Origin of the sequence: Blautia sp. TF10-30 (genome assembly GCF_003481245.1) — a bacterium.
Lineage (GTDB): Bacteria > Bacillota > Clostridia > Lachnospirales > Lachnospiraceae > Fusicatenibacter > Fusicatenibacter saccharivorans.
Genome location: NZ_QUKM01000004.1, coordinates 158,807 through 177,261, shown reverse-complemented (window position 1 = coordinate 177,261; position 18,455 = coordinate 158,807). Strand labels below are relative to the sequence as shown.

Genomic DNA, 18,455 nt, shown 5'->3' with positions numbered 1-18,455 from the left:
AATCTTTTCAGAAATCCATGGGTTTTGGTATATTTTTATTTAAGATCGTCTTTCGAATCCGCATGATACCTGTTCTCCCAGGCATCTTCTGTGGATAACTTCTCATCAGAGTTCAGAAAACTCAGCTCTGCCCCCCCCCCGATTTCAGATTCTTTTTCAGCTTTTCAATCTGAATCGAAGTCTGTTTTTCTTCGGATATGGTGTTCAGCTCCTCGCAGATGGCATCTTTGATATCGAGCAGACACTCGAGCATCAGCGGGCTGAAGGTACCGCACTCGCCGTTCAGGATCATCTCGATGGCTTTCTCGTGCGTGTATGCCGATTTGTAGACACGCTCGCTTGTCAGCGCATCGTAAACATCGGCAATCGATACAACCTGGGCTGCAATCGGGATCTCCTCACCTTTTAAGCCGTCCGGGTAACCCTTTCCGTCGTACCGCTCATGATGCCAGCGACAGATCTGGTACGCAATCTGTACCAGCTTCTCGTCCTGATACAGTTCCAGGCTCTTCAGCATGGACGCTCCGATCAGGGTATGTTTCTTCATCTCCTCGAACTCTTCTTTCGTCAGCCTTCCCGGCTTATTTAAAATGTTCTCGTCAATGCCCATCTTTCCGATATCGTGCAGCGCGGATGCCGTTGTGATCATCAGCTGATCGGACCAGCTTAAGTGGTAGCGGTCTGTCTTCTGTACCAGACGCTCGAGGAGCATACTGGTCAGAACGTTGATGTGGTGGACATGAAGTCCGCTCTCGCCATTCCGGAATTCCATGATATGGCTCAGGATACTGATCATCATCTGATTGTTTTTCTCTTTTTCGTAAATCTGCTCGGTGACGAGCGTCACGAGACGGCGCTGTTTTGCATATAATTTGATCGTGTTGAAGACACGCTGGTAAACAACTTTTGCATCAAACGGACGACTGATATAATCGGATACACCCTGCTCATACGCACGGCGCACAAATGCGGTGGAATCCTCGCTCGATATCATGATGACCGGAACCTCTTCGATCCAGTGGTTGCGGTTCATGTAGTCAAGCACTCCGAAACCGTCCATGCCCGGCATGACGATATCCAGAAGGATCAGCGCAAGGCCTGTTCCGTATTCTTCCAGCAGACGCAGGCACTCTTCGCCGGTGGAAGCCTCGATGATATCGTATTCATCCTGCAGAATCTCCGAGAGGATGATACGGTTCATCTCGGAATCATCCACGATCAGGATGCGCTGTTTTTCTCTGCGGTTTTCCTGACGGACAACATCGTCCTGACAACCCAGGATCTGGTCTTTCTCGGTGACAACCATGTTTTTCCGTTGTTTTGCAAGATACATCAGCTGATCGGCACGCATCGCAGCTTCGCCGATCGTCTCATCTCTTGTCAGAACACCTCCTACGCTGACGGAAAGACGCATCTTCGAGTAGCCCGGCACCTGTGCCTCATGGATCTGTGACTGAATCTGTTTTAATTTCTGTACAAAGTTTTCCTCATCCATCTCCGGCAGAACCAGCAGAAATTCGTCTCCTCCTAAGCGGATCAGACGGTCGGTACGTCGGGTGCAGCGGTTGACGGTCTTTACAATGGTGTCAAGCGCCATATCTCCGGCATTGTGGCCGTATGTATCGTTGTATAATTTGAAATCATCGAGATCGATCATGGCTACGCCGCAGCAAAAGCTGGCGTCCCGGATCTGGTCTTCGAAGTAGCGGCGGTTGAATACTCCGGTCAGCGCGTCACGATACAGCTCTTCGCTGTAGCTGTTCAGCTTGCTTACCAGATTCTGGCGTCCTTCGGAGTCCATCAGTGTTTTATCGTCGAGACGGTTGATCATCTCGATCACGCATGGTTCTCCTTCGATCTCCACGTATCTTGCAATGACCTGATACACATTCGACGCAATGCATTCCAGTTTTGATTTCTGCGATTTCTCCCGCAGGGCTTTTTCGGAAATACAGTTAAGGCACGGCATCGCTTTGTTCCATACTGCGTAGCATTCACACAGCTTGCCATTCTCTTCATCGATAATAAAATATCCGATCTCATCCGGACGGAGAACCCGCACATACATGAAAATATTCTTCAGATGTTCCACCAGACGTTCTGCCTGTTTCTGTGTCATCTGAACATCCTTAGAAGGCTCTTTCTTATTTATTTTTTCACATTCCGGCAATTCGGTCTGATTCATCTGTTTCCCTCTCTTCTCCCCGGTACACACAAAACTTCATTACCCCTTTGTGTGCTTCCGCGTTTTGCTACATTTTCCCATTTTAATTACAGTTATACATAATAGTGTAACGATTGTTTCCCGTTTCGTCAAGAAAAAAGTGTACAAAAACCGTCCTGTAATGGAAATTTATTCAAAAAAACCGACCGGTTTTACGCGGTCGGTTTTTTCTTCTTATCATAGAAGACACGGCTGTATAACTGCGGATAGATGTTGCTGCAGGAGAGCGCCGGTCCTTCAATATAGCGGTAATGATCGAAATCGTAAACACCGTAATCCGGCTCGGAGTTATCCAGCCAGAAAGCATTGATGCCGTAATCGTAGTAGTTCTTCTTGCATACGTCCCAGACATATTTTCTTGTCTCCGGATTGAACACGTCGATCTCAACGCAGTCACCCTGGAAATCGTATGTCTGCTTTTTCGCGCAGACTGTCCCTGTATGTTTTTCATTTTATTAATTTTTTTTGTCTGTTTCTTGAAGTTTTTATCCGATTTCTAACACTATTTTGATCTTTTTACCAAATTTGCGGAATGGGCTTTATTTTTAACTGCACAAATTCCATTTCTTATGATAGAATATTTACGAAAAAATAAAGTATCTGATTCACTATACTTTGATTCACAATAAAATGAGGGAGTAATCCATGATTCAAACGAAAGATTCGAACTTAACCTTCCGCCCGCTGACCATCGACGACGCAGAGCAGTACAATGCACTTCTGCGCTACGCCTTTCAGGTTACAGAGCAGGAGCTTTCCGAAAGCGGATGGAAAGACGATGAAATCAAGCAGTCCAAATTCCCGGTTCTCGTCCGTGCCGATGTGCTCGGCTGTTTCTGCGAGGAGGATCTGGTATCACAGTTCGCGGTTTATCCGCTGGACATGAATATCTACGGTGTCCGCTATCCCGTCGGTTTTGTCACCAGCGTCTGCACCTACCCGGAATACACCGGCCAGGGCATCATGAAAAAGCTGATGATCCGGAGTCTCACGCGCATGCGGGAAAACCACCGTTCCTTTGCGCTTCTCTATCCCTACTCTATTCCGCTCTACCGGAATCTTGGATGGGAAATCATTTCCAATAAGATGACATACACCATCAAGGACACGCAGGTGCCGCGGAAACTCAAAGCCCCTGGCTATGTGCGCCGCGTGGCATGGGATGACAAGGATTTTAAGGAACTACATACCAAATTTGCTTCGAAGACGCACGGCTGCCTCTACCGCAACAATCTGGCGTGGGAAGAATATTTCCGCTGGGATGAGGATGATACCGTCGTTGCGATCTACTATTCCGCTGATGATGTGCCGTACGGCTACATGGTCTATCTGATCAGCTCCGATATCATGCATATCAAAGAGATGATCTATCTGAACCGTGAGGCGCAGCTGGGACTCTGGGAGTATATTCATGCACACGATTCCATGATCGATGAGGTCAAAGGAAATAACTACTACAGTGAACCCATCGCGTTCGAGCTTGAGGACAGCGATATCAAAGAAACGATTCGCCCGTACTCGATGGGGCGTATCATCGATGTCGTGCAGTTTATGGAACATTACGCCTGCGACCCGGACGAGCCGGATGTGTGTATCCGTTTTGAGATCGAGGATGAGCTGCTTCCGTGGAACAATGACAGCTTCACATTCTTCTTTGAAAAAGGACACTGTGTGCCGACCGACCGCGAGCCGGACCATGTGATGAAAATGACGATCGCATCGCTCACGACACTGCTGCTCGGCTACAAGACGGCTTCCAAGCTGTATGAGATGGCGCGCATCGAAACGACGCCGCAGACTGTGGAATGCCTGGACGACCTGCTCTTCCACCATATTCCATATGTTTCGGACTATATTTAATTTATTTTACGCATTGCAAAAGAGGGACTCCCGTGAAAGGAATCCCTCTTTTTCTATGTAACATTTTTTAGTTTTCTTCCAGTTTGATTTTCTCCTGCAGCACAACGCAGCCTGCCATATCGCCGATGACGTTGACGCAGGTGGCACCCATGTCACACAGTGTGTTGATGCTGATGTAAACGCCCATGACGCCGGCCGGAAGACCTGCCATCGTGGCGAGTGCTGCGAATGATGCGATCGCGCCGCCCGGGATACCCGGTGTTCCGACAGAAAGCAGGACGTTGGCAAGCAGAATGATCACCATCATCGAAATGCTGACGTTGATGCCGCAGGCATTTGCGAAGAACATGATCATAAACGACATCAGGATCGATACCGCATCCATGTTGACAGTGGCACCAAGCGGGATTGCGATACTGCTGATCTGGTTCGAAACGCCGAGTTCTTTCTCGACACAGCGCTTGCTGATTGGGATCGTCGCGGAACTGGAACATGTTCCGAATGCATTCAGGGCTGCCGGCATGATCGCCTTAAAGAACTTGACCGGACTCGTCTTTCCGATGAGTTTTACAGCGCCGCCGTAGACGACGATCGCAAATCCATAGAATGCCACATACAGAATGATGAGCTGGGTTGCCAGGGAAACGATGGTTTTGGTTCCGTTTGCCTCGACAACCGGCACGATCGTACAGAAGACACCGATCGGGGTGAAGTACATAACGGTGCTGATGACTTTTAAACAGACCTCATTCAGGGAGTCGATCACGTTTAAGAGCGGCTGTCCCTTCTCTCCGACCGCAATCAGCGTAAAGCCGACAACGACAGCGAACACGAGTACCTGGAGCATGTTGCCCTCCGCAAATGCTTTCACCGGATTGGACGGAATCAGGTTTTTGATCGTGTCGAGGATGCTGGTCATCTCGGTCGCCTGGATATCGGAAGTTGCCATCTCAAAATGGACTCCCTTTCCGAGGCGGATCAGTCTTGGAATGATAATGCCGACTGCACTTGCAATCGCGGTGGTGCACAGGAAGAAAATCATCGAGTAGCCGGTGATCTTACCTGTCGTTTTTGCATTTCCGATGCTGCAGATGCCCATGACAATTGAGCAGAATACCATCGGGAAAATCATCATATTCAAGGCGTTCATGTAGATGCCGCCGATGACGCCGGTTACGGTCAGAATCGGCGTAAAGCGGTCCGCCAGAAGAAGTCCGGTTAAGATACCGAGAAGCAGTCCGGTAAAGATCGCACCTGTAATATGCTTCTGATACCATGCATAAAACTTTTTCATATGTTCTCTCTTCTCTCCTTTTTCACAGAGTAAGAGGCAGGTGTCCCTGTATCTTCTACCTGCCTCTTCGCATACAGTCATCTTATCACACAACCGCGGATAATTCCACCTAAAAATGGATTTATCCGCGGTTTTTCTGGCTTTTTGTCTTTTTTCTCTTTTTTATACGGCTGCTGCCCGGCTGTAGACTTTCTTCCGCATAATCAGATAGCAGATCACCTGCATGATAATCGTGATGATCCACGATCCCGGATACGAAATGAACAGCACATACAGCGAGCGGTGCTGCGGGAAAATGCCGAAGATCCACACGATTCGCGTTCCGACCGTTCCGATGACGGACAGAATCATCGGCACCGCCGAGCATCCCATACCGCGCAGGGCTCCCGGGAAGAGATCCATGATGCCGCAGAGGAAATACGGAACCGTCGTGATCGACAGAATTTCCATACCGCAGCGGATAACCTCCGGGTCCCCGGTGTAAATCTGCAGGATTTCCGTACCGAACAGATACGCGCCGCCACCCATCACCAGTGCGATGCCGCTGGAGAGAATCAGGCAGTCGATCAGCACCTTATCCATTCGTTTGTATTTTCCGACACCGTAGTTCTGGCTTGTGAAGCTCATGCACGCCTGGGTGACGGAGTTGACTGAGGTGTATAAAAATCCCAGCACATTGTTGGCCGCCGTGTAGCCTGCCATTGCAATCGAACCGAAGGAATTGACGGATGACTGCAGCAGCACGTTCGAGAAGTTGATAACGGTACTCTGAATACCCGCCGGGATGCCGACCTGGAAAATCGGGATGATGTAATCCTTTTTCATGCACAGCTTCGAGAACCGGAGCTGATAACTTCCCTCGCTCTTATAGAGGCACCGCAGAACCAGCACGCAGGAGATCGCCTGCGAAACCACCGTTGCAATCGCCACACCTGCCACGCCGAGACTGAACACGATCACGAGGAACATATTCAGACCAGCGTTGATCACACCCGATACAATCAGGAAATACAGCGGCCGCTTCGTGTCGCCGACGGCACGCAGAATCGCCGCACCGTAGTTGTACAGCATGAAAAACGGCATTCCCATAAAGTAAATTCTCATATACAATGCCGACTGATCAATGACATCCGCCGGTGTATCCATCAGCTCCAGCGCGCCTTTTGTAAAAAATACGCCCACAAACGCCATCACAACGCCGCTGATCAGCGCCAGCATGATCGATGTATGTACCGTTTCCGACATCTCCCGGTCGCGCCCCGCTGCATAATACCGCGCCGCAAGCACATTCGCACCGAGCGAGATTCCCATAAACAGGTTGATGAACACGTTGATGAGTGCCGTTGTCGATCCGACAGCCGCAAGCGCCTGGCTTCCGCTGAACCGTCCGACGACGATGATATCCACCGCGTTGAACATCAGCTGCAGAATGCCGGACACCATCAGCGGCAGCGAAAAGGAAATCAGCTTGTCCATAATCGTGCCGTTGCACATGTCGATTTCATATTTGTTCTTTTTCAAAAATACTCCTCCTTCTTTTGTAGCAGATATGCAGTCTTACACCGCAGACATATACAGAAATGATACCACTTTTTTCCGGTTCTGCACAGAGACTTTCCATAATTTATTGACTTCTGTAAAGTCCACAGGTAAAATAAATACAATTACAGTTTTTCTGTATATAAATCAAGGACAGGAGAGAACCTATGAAAAAAATATGGATTACAGGTGCCGAAGGCCACATCGGTACTGCCCTTCTGGAACTGCTGGAGGGTGTGGAATATCAGCTTCTTCCAACGGATATTCACGAGGTTGATATTACCAAAATCGATGAAGTCACACAGTTCGTTTATGTCAACCGTCCCGACGTTATCATCAACTGCGCCGGTATGACCGACGTTGCCGAGTGTGAAAAAAACATCGACGAAGCCTATCGTGTCAATGCCATCGGTGTGCGCAACGTAGCGCTTGCCGCCAATGATATCGACGCAAAGGTTATTCAGATCTCAACGGATGACGTTTTCGACAAGGAATCCCGCATCCCGTACAACGAGTTTGATACCGTGCATCCGCGTACGATCTACGGAAAATCAAAAGAGGCCGGAGAGAAAATCCTGACACAGCTTTTGAACCGCTTTGTCATCATCCGAAGCTCCTGGATTTACGGGATCGGCCGCGATTTTGTGGACGAAGTACTCCGCAATGCGGCAAAGGGCGGCACGATGGAGGTTCCAAACAACCAGTATGCGGCTCCGACCAGTGCTTTTGAGCTTGCGCGCGTGATCTGCCACTTTATCGACAGCGAGGAGTATGGTCTGTACCACGTTGTCTGCCCCGGAAGCTGCAGCCGCTATGAGTTTGCAAGAACCATCCTCGAGTATACCGGAAAAACCGGTGACCTTGATCTCTACCCGGTTGTCGCACGCAATGATGTCCGCCCGACCTATTCTGTTCTGGACAACATGATGCTCCGCCTGACCGGTATTCCTGAGCCGCTCGACTGGAAAACGGCACTGAAAGAATATCTCGAAGAAACCGGAGGAATCGAATAATGGTCCGAAACAGAAAAGAAACAACGGAAAAGTCAAAAAAGAAGCCCGGGCTTTCCACCCAGATTTTTATTGCCCTGCTGGCCGGTGCGCTGCTCGGCGTGGTGATTCACTATTGGATCCCGTCCAGCTATATCAAGGACACCGTCATCGTAGAAGGTGTGCTGTATGTCATCGGACAGGGCTTTATCCGCCTGATGCAGATGCTTGTCGTACCGCTTGTCTTCTGCTCCCTCGTCTGCGGAAGTATGTCCATCGGAGACAGCAAAACCCTCGGAAAGGTCGGCGTAAAAACGATCGGCTTTTACCTTGTTACCACAGCACTTGCCGTCTGCATCGCACTTGGAACCGCCCTGCTCATTCACCCGGGTCTCGGACTTAACATGAGTGCGGTTCAGAAAGCCAACCTGTCCTCGACAGCAGCAGATTCCAGCGTCAGCCTGGTGGATACACTGCTCAACATCATCCCGAAGAACCCGATTGGTTCCATGGCAAACGGCGATATGCTTCCCATCATCGTATTCGCCCTGTTTGTCGGCGTAATGCTGGCAAAGCTCGGAAACCGCGCTTCGGTCGTTTCCAACTTTATCAGCCAGTTTAACGATGTCATGATGGAAATGACCATGACGGTCATGAAGGTGGCCCCGGTCGGCGTTTTCTGTCTGATTGCACGTACCTTTGCAACGGTCGGCTTTTCTGCGTTCGCACCGATGCTGAAATACATGGGAAATGTAACACTGGCGCTGGCACTGCAGTGCTTCATCATTTATCAGGTTCTTCTGTTCGTATTCACACGGCTGAATCCGATTAAATTCGTGAAAAAATTCCTTCCGGTTATGGGATTTGCATTTTCCACCGCAACCTCCAACGCGACAATCCCGATGTCGATTGATACGCTGAACAAAAAGATGGGTGTCTCGAAACAGATCTCTTCATTCACCATTCCGCTCGGCGCAACCATCAACATGGATGGTACCTCCATTATGCAGGGTGTCGCTGTCATCTTCATCGCAGAGGCGTACGGTATTCATCTGACTCCGGCAAACCTCGCAACGGTTGTTGTTACCGCAACACTGGCTTCCATCGGTACCGCCGGTATCCCAAGCGTCGGACTTGTCACCCTGGCTATGGTACTGAATTCCGTCGGACTGCCAACGGAGGGTATCGCTCTTATCATGGGTATCGACCGTATTCTCGATATGCTGCGCACCGCAGTCAACATCACAGGCGATGCTGTCTGCACAACGATTGTCAGCCATCAGGAAAAGGCGCTCAACCGCGAAGTATTCAATCGCGATTAACCGCAAGGAACCGCTTGCGCGCTTACGGTCAAACGCTTACGAAAAGCCTTTTTCAGGCATGCCTACGGCAAGAAAGAATCCTGTAAATGATAAAAACGCGTTCCCGTTTTCGGAAACCTCTGTGGTTTCCGGCGGGAACGCGTTTTTCTTATCTCATTTCTCTGTTACAGTTCAAATGCCTGGCGGATGCTGTCGTAATGCAGGAATTTGCCTTCTGCGGCGTATCCTTTGATTTCGTCCAGCGCAGCAAAACGGTAGCCGTCCGTTTCTTCCTCCTGAAGGTGAAGATCCTCGTCTTTGACATCCATCACGAAGCGATAGACATCGACAAAGTAGTTGTCTCCCTCATCCGGGTTGATACGCCGGTAAGTGAAGAGGTAGCCGCCGTCTGCCTTGCTCACATCGAGTCCGGTTTCCTCTCTGACCTCACGGCGCACGGCCTCCCAGGAGCTCTCTCCTGCCTGTGCCGCGCCGCCGGAAACCTCCCACCAGCCCGGTGCCCAGGCTTTCGTCATGACACGTTTTGTGATAAGGAAGGTTCCGTCCGGTCTTGCGATTACGCCGAGCACCGTCAGGTGAAACTCGTCCGGCTTCATATGCCAGTCATTCCGCTTCATCGTGCGGCCGGTCGGCTGTTTGTTTTCATCATAGATATCCCAGAGTTCCATATCGTGTTTTCTCCTGTCGAACTTCTTCCGAACCCCATCGCGATTTTTCTTCCCTTTCGCATGGTTCTGAATCATTACAGATACTGTTTAATCTCTTCCATCACATTTTCCAGCGGAATCTGTGTTTTCAGAGTCTTATCGCGGGATGCAACCTCGACAACGCCCTGTTTCATATTTTTCGGGCTTACGATGATGCGAAGCGGAATACCGAGCAGGTCGGCATCGGCAAACATTACGCCGGCTCTGACGCTTCTGTCGTCGTAGATCACTTCGATGCCTGCGTTCTGCAGATCCTCGTACAGCTTGTCCGCGTATGCTCTTACTTCCTCGTCATCGACGCGGACCGCACAGAGGTGTACCTGCCACGGAGCGATAGCTTTCGGCCAGATCGGGCCGTACTCATCGTGATGTGCCTCGCAGACCGATGCTGCCAGACGGCCGACACCGATACCGTAGCATCCCATGATCGGGGTCTTGCTCTCGCCGTTTGCATCGACATAGGTCATATTCATGGATTTTGTATATTTGGTTCCAAGCTGGAAGATGTTTCCGACCTCGATACCTCTGGAGATCTTCACGGTCTTTTTGCCGCATTTCGGGCAGATGCCGCCTTCCTGGATTTTTGCGAAATCGTGATACTCGGCATTCAAAACGTCGCGCTCCATGTCGAGTCCTTTGTAATGATGCTCTGCCTCGTTGGCTCCGCAGGAAAGGTTGTTTCTTCCCTCGAGGGATTTATCGTAGAGGACAACGGCATCTCCGTTCACCTTCAGGTTCACCGGTCCGATATAGCCTGCGTTCAGGCCGCATTCTTCGGTGATCACGGCTGCGTGAACCTGCTCGCCGAGGAAGTTGACCAGCTTCGTCTCGTTGACTTCGAGATCGCCGCGGATGAAAAGGACAACATATTTATCATCAACATTCTGCTGATAAACAACGGCTTTACAGGAGTTCTTTGTCTCGTCTCCGAAGAAATTGCAGACGTCTTCAATGGTATGGACGTTCGGCGTGTAAACCTTTTCGAGTGCAGCGGACTCTGCGTCTCTTGCGATATCGGAAATGTTCTCAGCTGCCTCCATGTTGGCTCTGTAATCGCAGGAATCACACAGAACGATGGAATCCTCTCCGACCGGAGTCAGAAGCATGAACTCATGGGAGATGTTTCCGCCCATCATACCGGAATCGGATTTGACAGATACCACCTCCGGCACGCCGACACGCTCGAAGATGCGCTCGTATGCTGCATGGCATTTCTCGTAATACTGCTCCAGATCTTCCTGGCTGGTATGGAAGGAGTAAGCATCCTTCATCGTAAACTCACGCACACGGATCAGTCCGGCTCTCGGACGGGCCTCATCACGGAATTTTGTCTGGATCTGATAGATCATAAACGGATATTTGGTGTAGCTCTGTGCATACTCGCGAACGAGATGTACGGCTGCCTCCTCGTGGGTCATGCCGAGTACCATTTTGGCATTGTTGCGGTCGGTGAAACGCAGCAGTTCATCGCCGATGCTATCGTAACGGCCGGACTCATCCCACAGAGAAGCCGGCATGACAACCGGGAACTGCACTTCCTGGCCGTCGATTTTGTCCATCTCCTCGCGCAGGATCTGCTCGATTTTGCGCACAATGCGGCGCAGCGGCAGATAGGAAGAATAGATTCCGTTTGCCATATATTTGATATATCCGCCTTTTACCATAATAGCATGGCTGTCGATGACACAGTCAGCAGGTCTTTCTTTGAAGCGCTCTCCTACTAATTTTTCAAGTTTCATTTTCTGATTTCCTCCTTATTCTTTGGGTTTTCAACATCTGAAGTCTTCCAGACGCGAGAACATTCCAGCCTGTCCGATTTTAAGCTTTTAGTCAACATTTTACGCATCTAACTCATCACTGAAGTAACGAGTTAGATGCTTCGTTTTCAAACAGAAAAAAGCCCTAAACCGCAAGCTGCAGTTTAGGGCGAATTTTTTTATCCGCGGTACCACCTAAATTCAGGAAAACTCCTGCACTCTGACACAGAGCATTTTTACCCCACGATTTTTGTATTTTGTAATACGCGTGATCTCTGCTCTCTGTACCTTCTCTGTAACGGGAGATCCCGGTGCAGCCTACGAAATAAATTTTCCCTGATGGATTTTCTTCTCTTCGGTGCACAGCTCCAAGACCGGTTCACGATAGATTCTGCAAAAAGCTTTCACCTGCCGCTTTCTCTCTGAATGCGCTCTGTCGCTACTGTTTCTTTTCGTCGCTTTTTCACTGCACTGATTGTAGCAGAAACCGGAAAAGAATGCAAGCCCGTTCCTCCTGCTTTTTCTGCATAAACGCCCGCACAGGTTACAGACCTTCCCGGTACATTCTGCTGATTGCCGCCTGGGCTTCCTCGGACTGTTTTTTCTCAATCCATGCTTTGCGGTCACTCAAAATAGCCAGCATCTCATCGACAACGTCCTCGGCGCGCGGGCTTGTGACGCGGTAGAGATAGCCGAGCATCCGCGTGGCGGTAAAATCGGTGTTCATCTGGCGGTATGCAATTTCCCGGCAGAAGTCGTCCGGGTAACCGTTGTGTTTTAACGCACGGTACAATTCGTCATTTCTCGTTTCTGGCATTGCCTGTCTCCCTTTTTCCTTTAAACATTTACGTTTCCGCTGTTCAGGCCTTCCGTCTTTTCCTCAAGTGGCAGCCAGTCCAGTGCCTTTTTGATCCACTCATCCCAGAAATCCCATTCATGGCCACCCTTGCTCTCATAGTAGACAATGTCCATGCCGCTCTCTTCCATCCGTTTATGGTAGAGACGGTTTACTTCCAGAAGTCCGTCCTCTGTTCCGCACGCCTGGAATACGGTCGGCACATTGACAGACGGATCTTTTTTCCGTGCTTCCTTTAACTGTTCGATAAGAACAGCCGGGTTTTTGTCACTCTTTGCTGCTTCGACCAGATTTCCGAAATAACCTTCTTCATGTGCAAAGCTGTCCGCTCTGCTCTCTTCCGGATTTTCCAGCACATGAAGTGCACCGGACAGGCAGATCACAGCCCCGAAGGTATCGTGATATTTCAGGCCATTTCTGAGTGCGCCAAAACCACCCATGGAAAGGCCTCCGATAAAGGTGTCTTCTCTTTTTCTGGACAGCGGAAACATTTTTCTTGTAATCTCAACCAGTTCTTCTCCGATAAACTGTCCGTGCATGGCACCGATGGACGGCTGATCCACATAAAACGCATTCTCGCCGGCCGGCATGACAACGGCAAGGTTTTTCTCCTCTGCCCATCTTTGGATTCTGGTTCCATGAACCCAGTCTGTCTCATTCCCAAAAATGCCATGCAGCAAATACAGCGTTTTAAACGGTTTTTCCTCGCGCTCCGGCTGCCCAAAGGTAAATTTGTCGACCGGCAGAATAACCTGCAGCGGTACGGTGCGCATTAAAGTTTTTGACATGAAGCTTACCTGAATAAATGCCATAATAAAAATCCCCCTGTGGATATATATTTTCCTTTATTTTACGCCTTATTTCCGCATTTCGTCAACGTGGAGTTTTGCGTTCCTCCGGTTCCGGCTTGCGCCCCGAAGCAATTCACGCTATAATCATGTTTATAGCAATCCCAGAAAATAATGCAAAAAATTCAGCACTGCAGAACGTGAATTACTGCGTCACGGATTTTCGTCGTACCCCGGTACGCCTTCAAATCCGTTCCTTGTAATTCGCGCCCTGCAGCACTGTCTTTTTTGCGTTATTTTCTGGTCTTGCTATAGTTTGAATTTTTTCTGTGACAAGATAAGGAGATTTTCTATTATGATAAAGTTGATTGCAACCGATGTCGATGGAACGCTCGTCAAAGACGGCACACTTCTGATCGACCCGGAATATATGACTGTTGTTTCCAGGCTTGTCGACCAGGGCATCCATTTTGTTGTCTGTTCCGGCCGCCAGTTTTCCAGTGAACAGAAGCTTTTCGCTCCGATCAAGGACCGCCTGCTCTACATCTCCGATGGCGGAACTGTCGTGCGCACACCGGAAAAGATTCTGAAAACATATCCGATGGAACGGCACTCTGGAAATCCATGTGCCGCATGGTACACGACGAACTTCCGTCCTGCGACTGCTTTGCCGCCACCCCGGACTACTGCCTCGCCGAAGATGCCGGAAGCCGCATGTTTCACTGGCTCCGCGACTCCTACGGCTTCGATGTCCGCGAAGTACCGGATCTATCGAAGGTAGAAAACGAGGACATTATCAAATTCACAATCTACCATCCAACCTCCTGTGAAGAGCTTTGCTCCCCAAATTTCATCCCGGCGTGGAATCATCAGGCAAAACTCGCTGTCGCCGGTAAGGAATGGTTGGACTGCAACGCCCGCGGCGTCAGCAAATGGACCGGTCTCTCATTTCTGATGAACTACTTTGGCCTTACCCCAGACGAAGTCTGCTGCTTCGGCGACAACCTAAACGACATCGAGATGCTTCAGAACGCCGGCGAAAGCTACGCCGTCTCCAACGCCCGAGCGGAAGTCATCGCCTCAGCAAAACACACCTGCCCGCCGTACTGGGAGAACGGGGTGCTGCAGGTTTTGAAAACGTTTTTGAAGGAAACGACAAACCCGTTTTGATTTAAAAAATCCAGGCATCCTATACGGATGCCTGAATTTTTAATTCTCTGTTTCTTTACAGTACCCCATGCGGCGCAATGCCGATCGCAAATTCGACTGCAATCGCTACCAGGACTACCAGCAGCGAAATGATGAATCCGTGCAGCATCGGCTTTGCGCCGGAGCGGCAGAGGGATTTGAAATCGGTGTTCAGGCCGATGGCCGCAAGGGCGGCCACCATCAGAAATTTGCTGATGGTTTTTAATGCGGCTGCTGTGCCTGCCGGGATAAGACCTAAGGAGGTCAGTGCTGACATGGCGAGAAAACCTAAGATAAACCATGGAAAAATGGATTTGATGCTTACCTTTACGGCGGTTCCTTCTGCTGCCTGCGCCTTCCGTTTCAGATGTACGTTGATAGCGGCGAATGCCAGAACAGCCGGAATGATGGCGAGGGTCCGTGTCAGTTTTACCATGGTTGCGAAATCACCGGCGGCCTCGCTGAATGCGTAACCGGTGGCAACGACGCTTGATGTGTCGTTGACCGCAGTTCCGGCCCAGAGGCCAAACGCGGCATCTGAAAGACCCATCCAGTGGCCGAGGATCGGGAATACGACGATCATGACCGTATCAAATAAAAACGTTGCGGAGAGGCCATAGGCAATGTCCATATCGGTCGCCTCGATGACCGGCGCGATTGCCGCGATCGCGGAACCGCCGCAGATACCCGTGCCGGCGTTGATGAGGCTGCTCGTCTTCCAGTTCAGTCCAAGTGCTTTTCCGATCAGTGCGCCGAGGCCAAAGCACGTTGCCAGGGTAAATACCATAACCGTCAGGGAAAATCTTCCGACCGTCAGCACCGTGCGGATATTCAGGCTCGCCCCGAGCAGAATAATCGCAAATTTCAGGATCTTCTTCGATGTAAATTTAATTCCCGGCGCTGTCACGCTGTTCGGCTTGTAAAAGGCATTCACAATCATACCGATAAACATGGCGATGACCGATGCCCCGATAAAGTGCAGTCCGGCGCTCTCCTCCAGGCTTTCCAGGAATTTCGCCGCAGCGGCAATCACCAGCGCAATCGCCGCTCCGGGAATCAGTTTCTTTGCGTTTTTCACAATACGTTTCCTCCAGCTTTCTTTTTCCTTTTTTCTCTCTTTGCCCGTTTATTTTAATATGCTTCCATGATAAAATAAACGCATAACCAAGAATGCATTCATTCCATTTTGTTATGAAGAATTTTACAAAGGAGTTTTTATGGATCAGAAACTGGAAACTTTTTTGACGCTCTGCAAGACGATGCACTACGGCCGCGCCGCCGAACTGCTCCATCTCTCGCAGCCTGCCGTCAGCAAGCACATTCAGGCGCTCGAGGCGCAGTACGGTGTCCGCCTCTTTACGTACCAGGCTCGGCGGCTGCAGAAGACGCGGGAAGGCGACCTTCTCGAGCAGTATGCTTTTTCTCTGCGCTACAACGAAGAAATGCTTCTCGCGCGTCTTCACGAAAAATCAAAGACTCTGCTCCGCATCGGCGCGACAAAATCCATCGGCGATTATATTCTGCTGCCGGAAATCCGCCGCTTTCTTGCAAAACCGGACCAGCAGCTTCACTTTCTTGTCGACAACACGGCCCATCTTCTCGCAAAACTGGAAGACGGCGAACTCGATTTTGTTGTCCTGGAAGGGCTTTTTGACAAGCAGCGCTATGACTTTTTCCTGCTCCGCGAGGAACCGTATCTCGGCATCTGCGCCGCAGACCACCCCTTCGCCGGAAAGCAGATCCCCATCCCGGATCTCTTCTCCGAGCGCCTGATCCTCCGCGAAGAAGGCTCCGGCACCCGGAAAATTCTCGAACGCGAACTCACCCAGTCCGGCTACCACGTCAGCGCCTTCTCCGACTGTGCCTGCATCAGTTCCTTTAAGCTGTTAAAAGAACTCGTCCGCGAAAATTGCGGCATCAGCTTCGTCTACGAGGCCGTCGTCAAAGACGACCCCCGCTTCGGCCGCTTCTTCTGCCCCCCGCTCACCGGGGCGCACGAACTGAATGTCGTCTACCTCAAAAATACGGACGCTGGGCATTGGGCGCATCAGTTTCTGGAAAGGTGACAGAAAAAAACGGAGAACCGGCATCATCGCTTTATGGTTCTCCGTTTACTGTTTGCCCTCTTCCTTATTTTCTCTCTGTAAATTGAATTCCATAATCTTCCAGAACAGGAACAATATCTTCACTTTTCATAAACAATCCGTCAGCCCAATAATAACCATCTTCCAACGTTATTATAACAATCGTAAACGGATGAAAATAATCCATGTTATGCTCGTCTATACCTGGATATAAAGAAAAACAAATTTCATGCCATGTATCTTTTTTAAACTGAACGATTCGTTTTACTTCAAATTCATCCCACGAAATTGTTTTTGAATATTTTCCAAAATGAAGAACACACTTTTCCCGATAAAAATATACTCTTCGAAGATTATAGAATATCACGGTTAATCCGAGACATATCACCCCATAGAGAAAACATAGGTAAATGACTGCTTCATGCTTTTCAGGTTTTAGTTCAACAAACAAATATACTAATGTCACATAAAGCCCAAAGCATTCCATACATGCAATTATTTTGGATGGCAGAAAACTTTTTATTTTCATTGCTCGTTATTCACCTTCTCTTACTTTACTTTTTTTAACTCAATCTGGTATTTTTCAATTACTTCTGAAAGTTCATCCCTTCGTATGGCAAGTTCTCTCCTTGTCAATCCATTTACAAAAACCAACGGAGAACCGGCATCATCATCTCTTTACCGGTTCTCCGTTCACTGTCTGTACCAGGACTTTGTCAAATCTTGCGTATTTTTTTACTTCTTTCATCAACGCATCGAGGTCTTTCACGATCTGTTCCCGCTTTCCTGTCGGTCCTATGAAATATTCCCTGTCTCCCATTTCCAGCGGATTTCCTGTCGTTCTTGTCCGTACACCGAATGTAAGTCTTCTGCTACCCCTCCGGTAATAAATCGTATAGGTACGCGGTACATAATTAAACAGAGAGCTTTCTATTTCAGAAACCTTATAAAATTCGCCGCTTTCTTTCGCCGCCGCGTACCGCCGGTCCTTCAGGCAGTCCATTTCAGCTACGGAAATAAAGCAGACCAGATAGTCCAGAAACGAAAACACAACCAGAATCAGTGCTTCCACGATTCGTCCCGTCTTTGTTTTATCCAGAATGTGAACATACGTATCCCCGTAAAATACCGCAAAGAAAAGAATAATACTCAAAATAATCTTGATCCACGGCCAGAGACGGGACTTAATTTTCCGGTTTACTTTAAAAACATTAATCCAGTCAAGCAACTGTTTTTCCTCCAAAGCTGTAATTATACATGTATTTATACTACTCTCTTTTCCCCGTAAAAACACCAGAACTCAGAACACTTCCACTCTTTTTGTATGTTATTTACTTTCTGTATACTTGACACCGTATGAAGTGAGGAGTTCACCAAATTCGTCAGCACTGAGCGGTATAATTCCCCAGCCCGGTCCGCGGAACTTGTCGAATATCATGATACTGGTAAATGGGTGATAGGTACACCAGAACAAACTGTCATCTTTCTGTTTCGATATGTTGAAGAAAAAATGATCATTGTATCTTTGTATCACAGTAAAATCTTCCCATTCTATCTTTTTTTCATAGCCCCAAAAAGATAACATTATTCCCCATTCATAAATATAAATTCGTTTTAGTAGAAATGTCACAGTTCCATAAGCTGCTATGCTTAAAAAGAACATTATTCCTAGAAACACTATGATACTTGTTTTTAATGAATAGGCGTGGAACGCATCTTTTTCATTTACCCACAGGCTCACCCACCAATAACTACTAATAGCACACACAATCAGGTCTACGCCGGTACCAAATTTTCCCCATACTACTTTCATACAATCTTCTCCTCGTTATTTCTTACGCTTTGCC

The 18,455-nt window shown here is 49.0% G+C and carries 17 protein-coding genes, 1 pseudogene and 1 other annotated feature; of the genes and pseudogenes, 6 read left to right on the top strand and 12 right to left on the bottom strand.

Annotated elements, in window-relative coordinates; translation table 11 throughout:
* Positions 1 to 121: 121 nt before the first annotated feature.
* The gene (locus DXD02_RS06090) at positions 122 to 2,119 is read right to left on the bottom strand and encodes a diguanylate cyclase (protein WP_118666569.1); all 1,998 of its coding nucleotides are present in this window, start codon (positions 2,117 to 2,119) and stop codon (positions 122 to 124) included.
* Positions 2,120 to 2,376: 257 nt separating this feature from the next.
* A pseudogene (locus tag DXD02_RS06085) lies at positions 2,377 to 2,628 on the bottom strand (TIM-barrel domain-containing protein); the annotation flags it as partial.
* A gap of 241 nt (positions 2,629 to 2,869) precedes the next feature.
* Here DXD02_RS06085 and DXD02_RS06080 point away from each other — a divergent pair.
* Complete coding sequence (locus DXD02_RS06080) at positions 2,870 to 4,084, top strand: GNAT family N-acetyltransferase (RefSeq protein WP_022462381.1); 1,215 nt, start codon at positions 2,870 to 2,872, stop codon at positions 4,082 to 4,084.
* A gap of 67 nt (positions 4,085 to 4,151) precedes the next feature.
* On the opposite strand, the gene DXD02_RS06075 is transcribed toward DXD02_RS06080, so the two are convergent.
* Together DXD02_RS06075 and DXD02_RS06070 are read right to left on the bottom strand one after the other, a co-directional pair.
* The gene (locus tag DXD02_RS06075) at positions 4,152 to 5,378 is read right to left on the bottom strand and encodes a dicarboxylate/amino acid:cation symporter (protein ID WP_118594870.1); all 1,227 of its coding nucleotides are present in this window, start codon (positions 5,376 to 5,378) and stop codon (positions 4,152 to 4,154) included.
* Between the two features lie 162 nt (positions 5,379 to 5,540).
* On the bottom strand, positions 5,541 to 6,872 hold the full coding sequence (locus DXD02_RS06070; RefSeq protein ID WP_118666568.1) for an MATE family efflux transporter: 1,332 nt from the start codon (positions 6,870 to 6,872) through the stop codon (positions 5,541 to 5,543).
* A 212-nt stretch (positions 6,873 to 7,084) separates the two neighbouring features.
* Between DXD02_RS06070 and rfbD the strand changes: the two genes are divergently transcribed.
* A complete protein-coding gene (gene rfbD / locus DXD02_RS06065; RefSeq protein ID WP_118666555.1) occupies positions 7,085 to 7,930 on the top strand; it encodes a dTDP-4-dehydrorhamnose reductase in 846 nt (281 codons plus the stop codon).
* On the top strand, positions 7,930 to 9,228 hold the full coding sequence (locus DXD02_RS06060) for a dicarboxylate/amino acid:cation symporter (protein ID WP_118666554.1): 1,299 nt from the start codon (positions 7,930 to 7,932) through the stop codon (positions 9,226 to 9,228). The genes rfbD and DXD02_RS06060 overlap by 1 nt, the downstream gene beginning before the upstream one ends.
* A gap of 164 nt (positions 9,229 to 9,392) precedes the next feature.
* Here the strand turns inward: DXD02_RS06060 and DXD02_RS06055 are convergent, their stop codons facing one another.
* The 4 genes from DXD02_RS06055 to DXD02_RS06040 all read right to left on the bottom strand — a co-directional run bounded on the left by DXD02_RS06055 (position 9,393) and on the right by DXD02_RS06040 (position 13,360).
* A complete protein-coding gene (locus DXD02_RS06055; protein WP_118666553.1) occupies positions 9,393 to 9,896 on the bottom strand; it encodes an NUDIX hydrolase in 504 nt (167 codons plus the stop codon).
* Positions 9,897 to 9,970: 74 nt separating this feature from the next.
* Positions 9,971 to 11,674 (bottom strand): proline--tRNA ligase, encoded by a 1,704-nt coding sequence (locus DXD02_RS06050; protein ID WP_118666552.1) that lies wholly within the window; start codon positions 11,672 to 11,674, stop codon positions 9,971 to 9,973.
* Positions 11,675 to 11,854: 180 nt separating this feature from the next.
* Positions 11,855 to 12,157 (bottom strand) — a binding site (T-box leader).
* A gap of 79 nt (positions 12,158 to 12,236) precedes the next feature.
* On the bottom strand, positions 12,237 to 12,509 hold the full coding sequence (locus tag DXD02_RS06045; protein WP_022461797.1) for a hypothetical protein: 273 nt from the start codon (positions 12,507 to 12,509) through the stop codon (positions 12,237 to 12,239).
* A gap of 20 nt (positions 12,510 to 12,529) precedes the next feature.
* Positions 12,530 to 13,360, bottom strand: a complete 831-nt coding sequence (locus DXD02_RS06040) for an alpha/beta hydrolase (protein WP_055219937.1) — start codon at positions 13,358 to 13,360, stop codon at positions 12,530 to 12,532.
* Between the two features lie 331 nt (positions 13,361 to 13,691).
* Between DXD02_RS06040 and DXD02_RS16080 the strand changes: the two genes are divergently transcribed.
* Together DXD02_RS16080 and DXD02_RS16075 are read left to right on the top strand one after the other, a co-directional pair.
* Positions 13,692 to 14,117, top strand: a complete 426-nt coding sequence (locus tag DXD02_RS16080) for an HAD-IIB family hydrolase (RefSeq protein WP_330427172.1) — start codon at positions 13,692 to 13,694, stop codon at positions 14,115 to 14,117.
* Entirely contained in the window at positions 14,051 to 14,506 is a 456-nt protein-coding gene (locus tag DXD02_RS16075; protein WP_330427174.1) for an HAD hydrolase family protein, read from the top strand. The genes DXD02_RS16080 and DXD02_RS16075 overlap by 67 nt, the downstream gene beginning before the upstream one ends.
* A gap of 55 nt (positions 14,507 to 14,561) precedes the next feature.
* Here DXD02_RS16075 and DXD02_RS06030 read toward each other — a convergent pair whose 3' ends face one another.
* The gene (locus DXD02_RS06030; RefSeq protein ID WP_117802372.1) at positions 14,562 to 15,602 is read right to left on the bottom strand and encodes a YeiH family protein; all 1,041 of its coding nucleotides are present in this window, start codon (positions 15,600 to 15,602) and stop codon (positions 14,562 to 14,564) included.
* A gap of 139 nt (positions 15,603 to 15,741) precedes the next feature.
* Between DXD02_RS06030 and DXD02_RS06025 the strand changes: the two genes are divergently transcribed.
* Entirely contained in the window at positions 15,742 to 16,590 is an 849-nt protein-coding gene (locus DXD02_RS06025; RefSeq protein WP_118666551.1) for a LysR family transcriptional regulator, read from the top strand.
* A gap of 64 nt (positions 16,591 to 16,654) precedes the next feature.
* Here DXD02_RS06025 and DXD02_RS06020 read toward each other — a convergent pair whose 3' ends face one another.
* The 3 genes from DXD02_RS06020 to DXD02_RS06010 form a co-directional block, all read right to left on the bottom strand.
* On the bottom strand, positions 16,655 to 17,137 hold the full coding sequence (locus DXD02_RS06020; RefSeq protein ID WP_055228020.1) for a hypothetical protein: 483 nt from the start codon (positions 17,135 to 17,137) through the stop codon (positions 16,655 to 16,657).
* Positions 17,138 to 17,278: 141 nt separating this feature from the next.
* Positions 17,279 to 17,836 (bottom strand): hypothetical protein, encoded by a 558-nt coding sequence (locus DXD02_RS06015; RefSeq protein WP_118666550.1) that lies wholly within the window; start codon positions 17,834 to 17,836, stop codon positions 17,279 to 17,281.
* A 99-nt stretch (positions 17,837 to 17,935) separates the two neighbouring features.
* Positions 17,936 to 18,421, bottom strand: coding sequence for a hypothetical protein (locus tag DXD02_RS06010; RefSeq protein WP_117814133.1), 486 nt, complete (start codon positions 18,419 to 18,421; stop codon positions 17,936 to 17,938).
* Positions 18,422 to 18,455: the final 34 nt, after the last annotated feature.

Bases quoted from the DNA above. Each gene is read 5' to 3' on its own strand.
- DXD02_RS06090 (WP_118666569.1), bottom strand. From the start codon at position 2,119: ATGACACAGAAACAGGCAGAACGTCTGGTGGAACATCTGAAGAATATT.
- DXD02_RS06080 (WP_022462381.1), top strand. From the start codon at position 2,870: ATGATTCAAACGAAAGATTCGAACTTAACCTTCCGCCCGCTGACCATC.
- DXD02_RS06075 (WP_118594870.1), bottom strand. From the start codon at position 5,378: ATGAAAAAGTTTTATGCATGGTATCAGAAGCATATTACAGGTGCGATC.
- DXD02_RS06070 (WP_118666568.1), bottom strand. From the start codon at position 6,872: ATGTGCAACGGCACGATTATGGACAAGCTGATTTCCTTTTCGCTGCCG.
- rfbD (WP_118666555.1), top strand. From the start codon at position 7,085: ATGAAAAAAATATGGATTACAGGTGCCGAAGGCCACATCGGTACTGCC.
- DXD02_RS06060 (WP_118666554.1), top strand. From the start codon at position 7,930: ATGGTCCGAAACAGAAAAGAAACAACGGAAAAGTCAAAAAAGAAGCCC.
- DXD02_RS06055 (WP_118666553.1), bottom strand. From the start codon at position 9,896: ATGGAACTCTGGGATATCTATGATGAAAACAAACAGCCGACCGGCCGC.
- DXD02_RS06050 (WP_118666552.1), bottom strand. From the start codon at position 11,674: ATGAAACTTGAAAAATTAGTAGGAGAGCGCTTCAAAGAAAGACCTGCT.
- DXD02_RS06045 (WP_022461797.1), bottom strand. From the start codon at position 12,509: ATGCCAGAAACGAGAAATGACGAATTGTACCGTGCGTTAAAACACAAC.
- DXD02_RS06040 (WP_055219937.1), bottom strand. From the start codon at position 13,360: ATGGCATTTATTCAGGTAAGCTTCATGTCAAAAACTTTAATGCGCACC.
- DXD02_RS16080 (WP_330427172.1), top strand. From the start codon at position 13,692: ATGATAAAGTTGATTGCAACCGATGTCGATGGAACGCTCGTCAAAGAC.
- DXD02_RS16075 (WP_330427174.1), top strand. From the start codon at position 14,051: ATGTTTCACTGGCTCCGCGACTCCTACGGCTTCGATGTCCGCGAAGTA.
- DXD02_RS06025 (WP_118666551.1), top strand. From the start codon at position 15,742: ATGGATCAGAAACTGGAAACTTTTTTGACGCTCTGCAAGACGATGCAC.
- DXD02_RS06020 (WP_055228020.1), bottom strand. From the start codon at position 17,137: ATGAAAATAAAAAGTTTTCTGCCATCCAAAATAATTGCATGTATGGAA.
- DXD02_RS06010 (WP_117814133.1), bottom strand. From the start codon at position 18,421: ATGAAAGTAGTATGGGGAAAATTTGGTACCGGCGTAGACCTGATTGTG.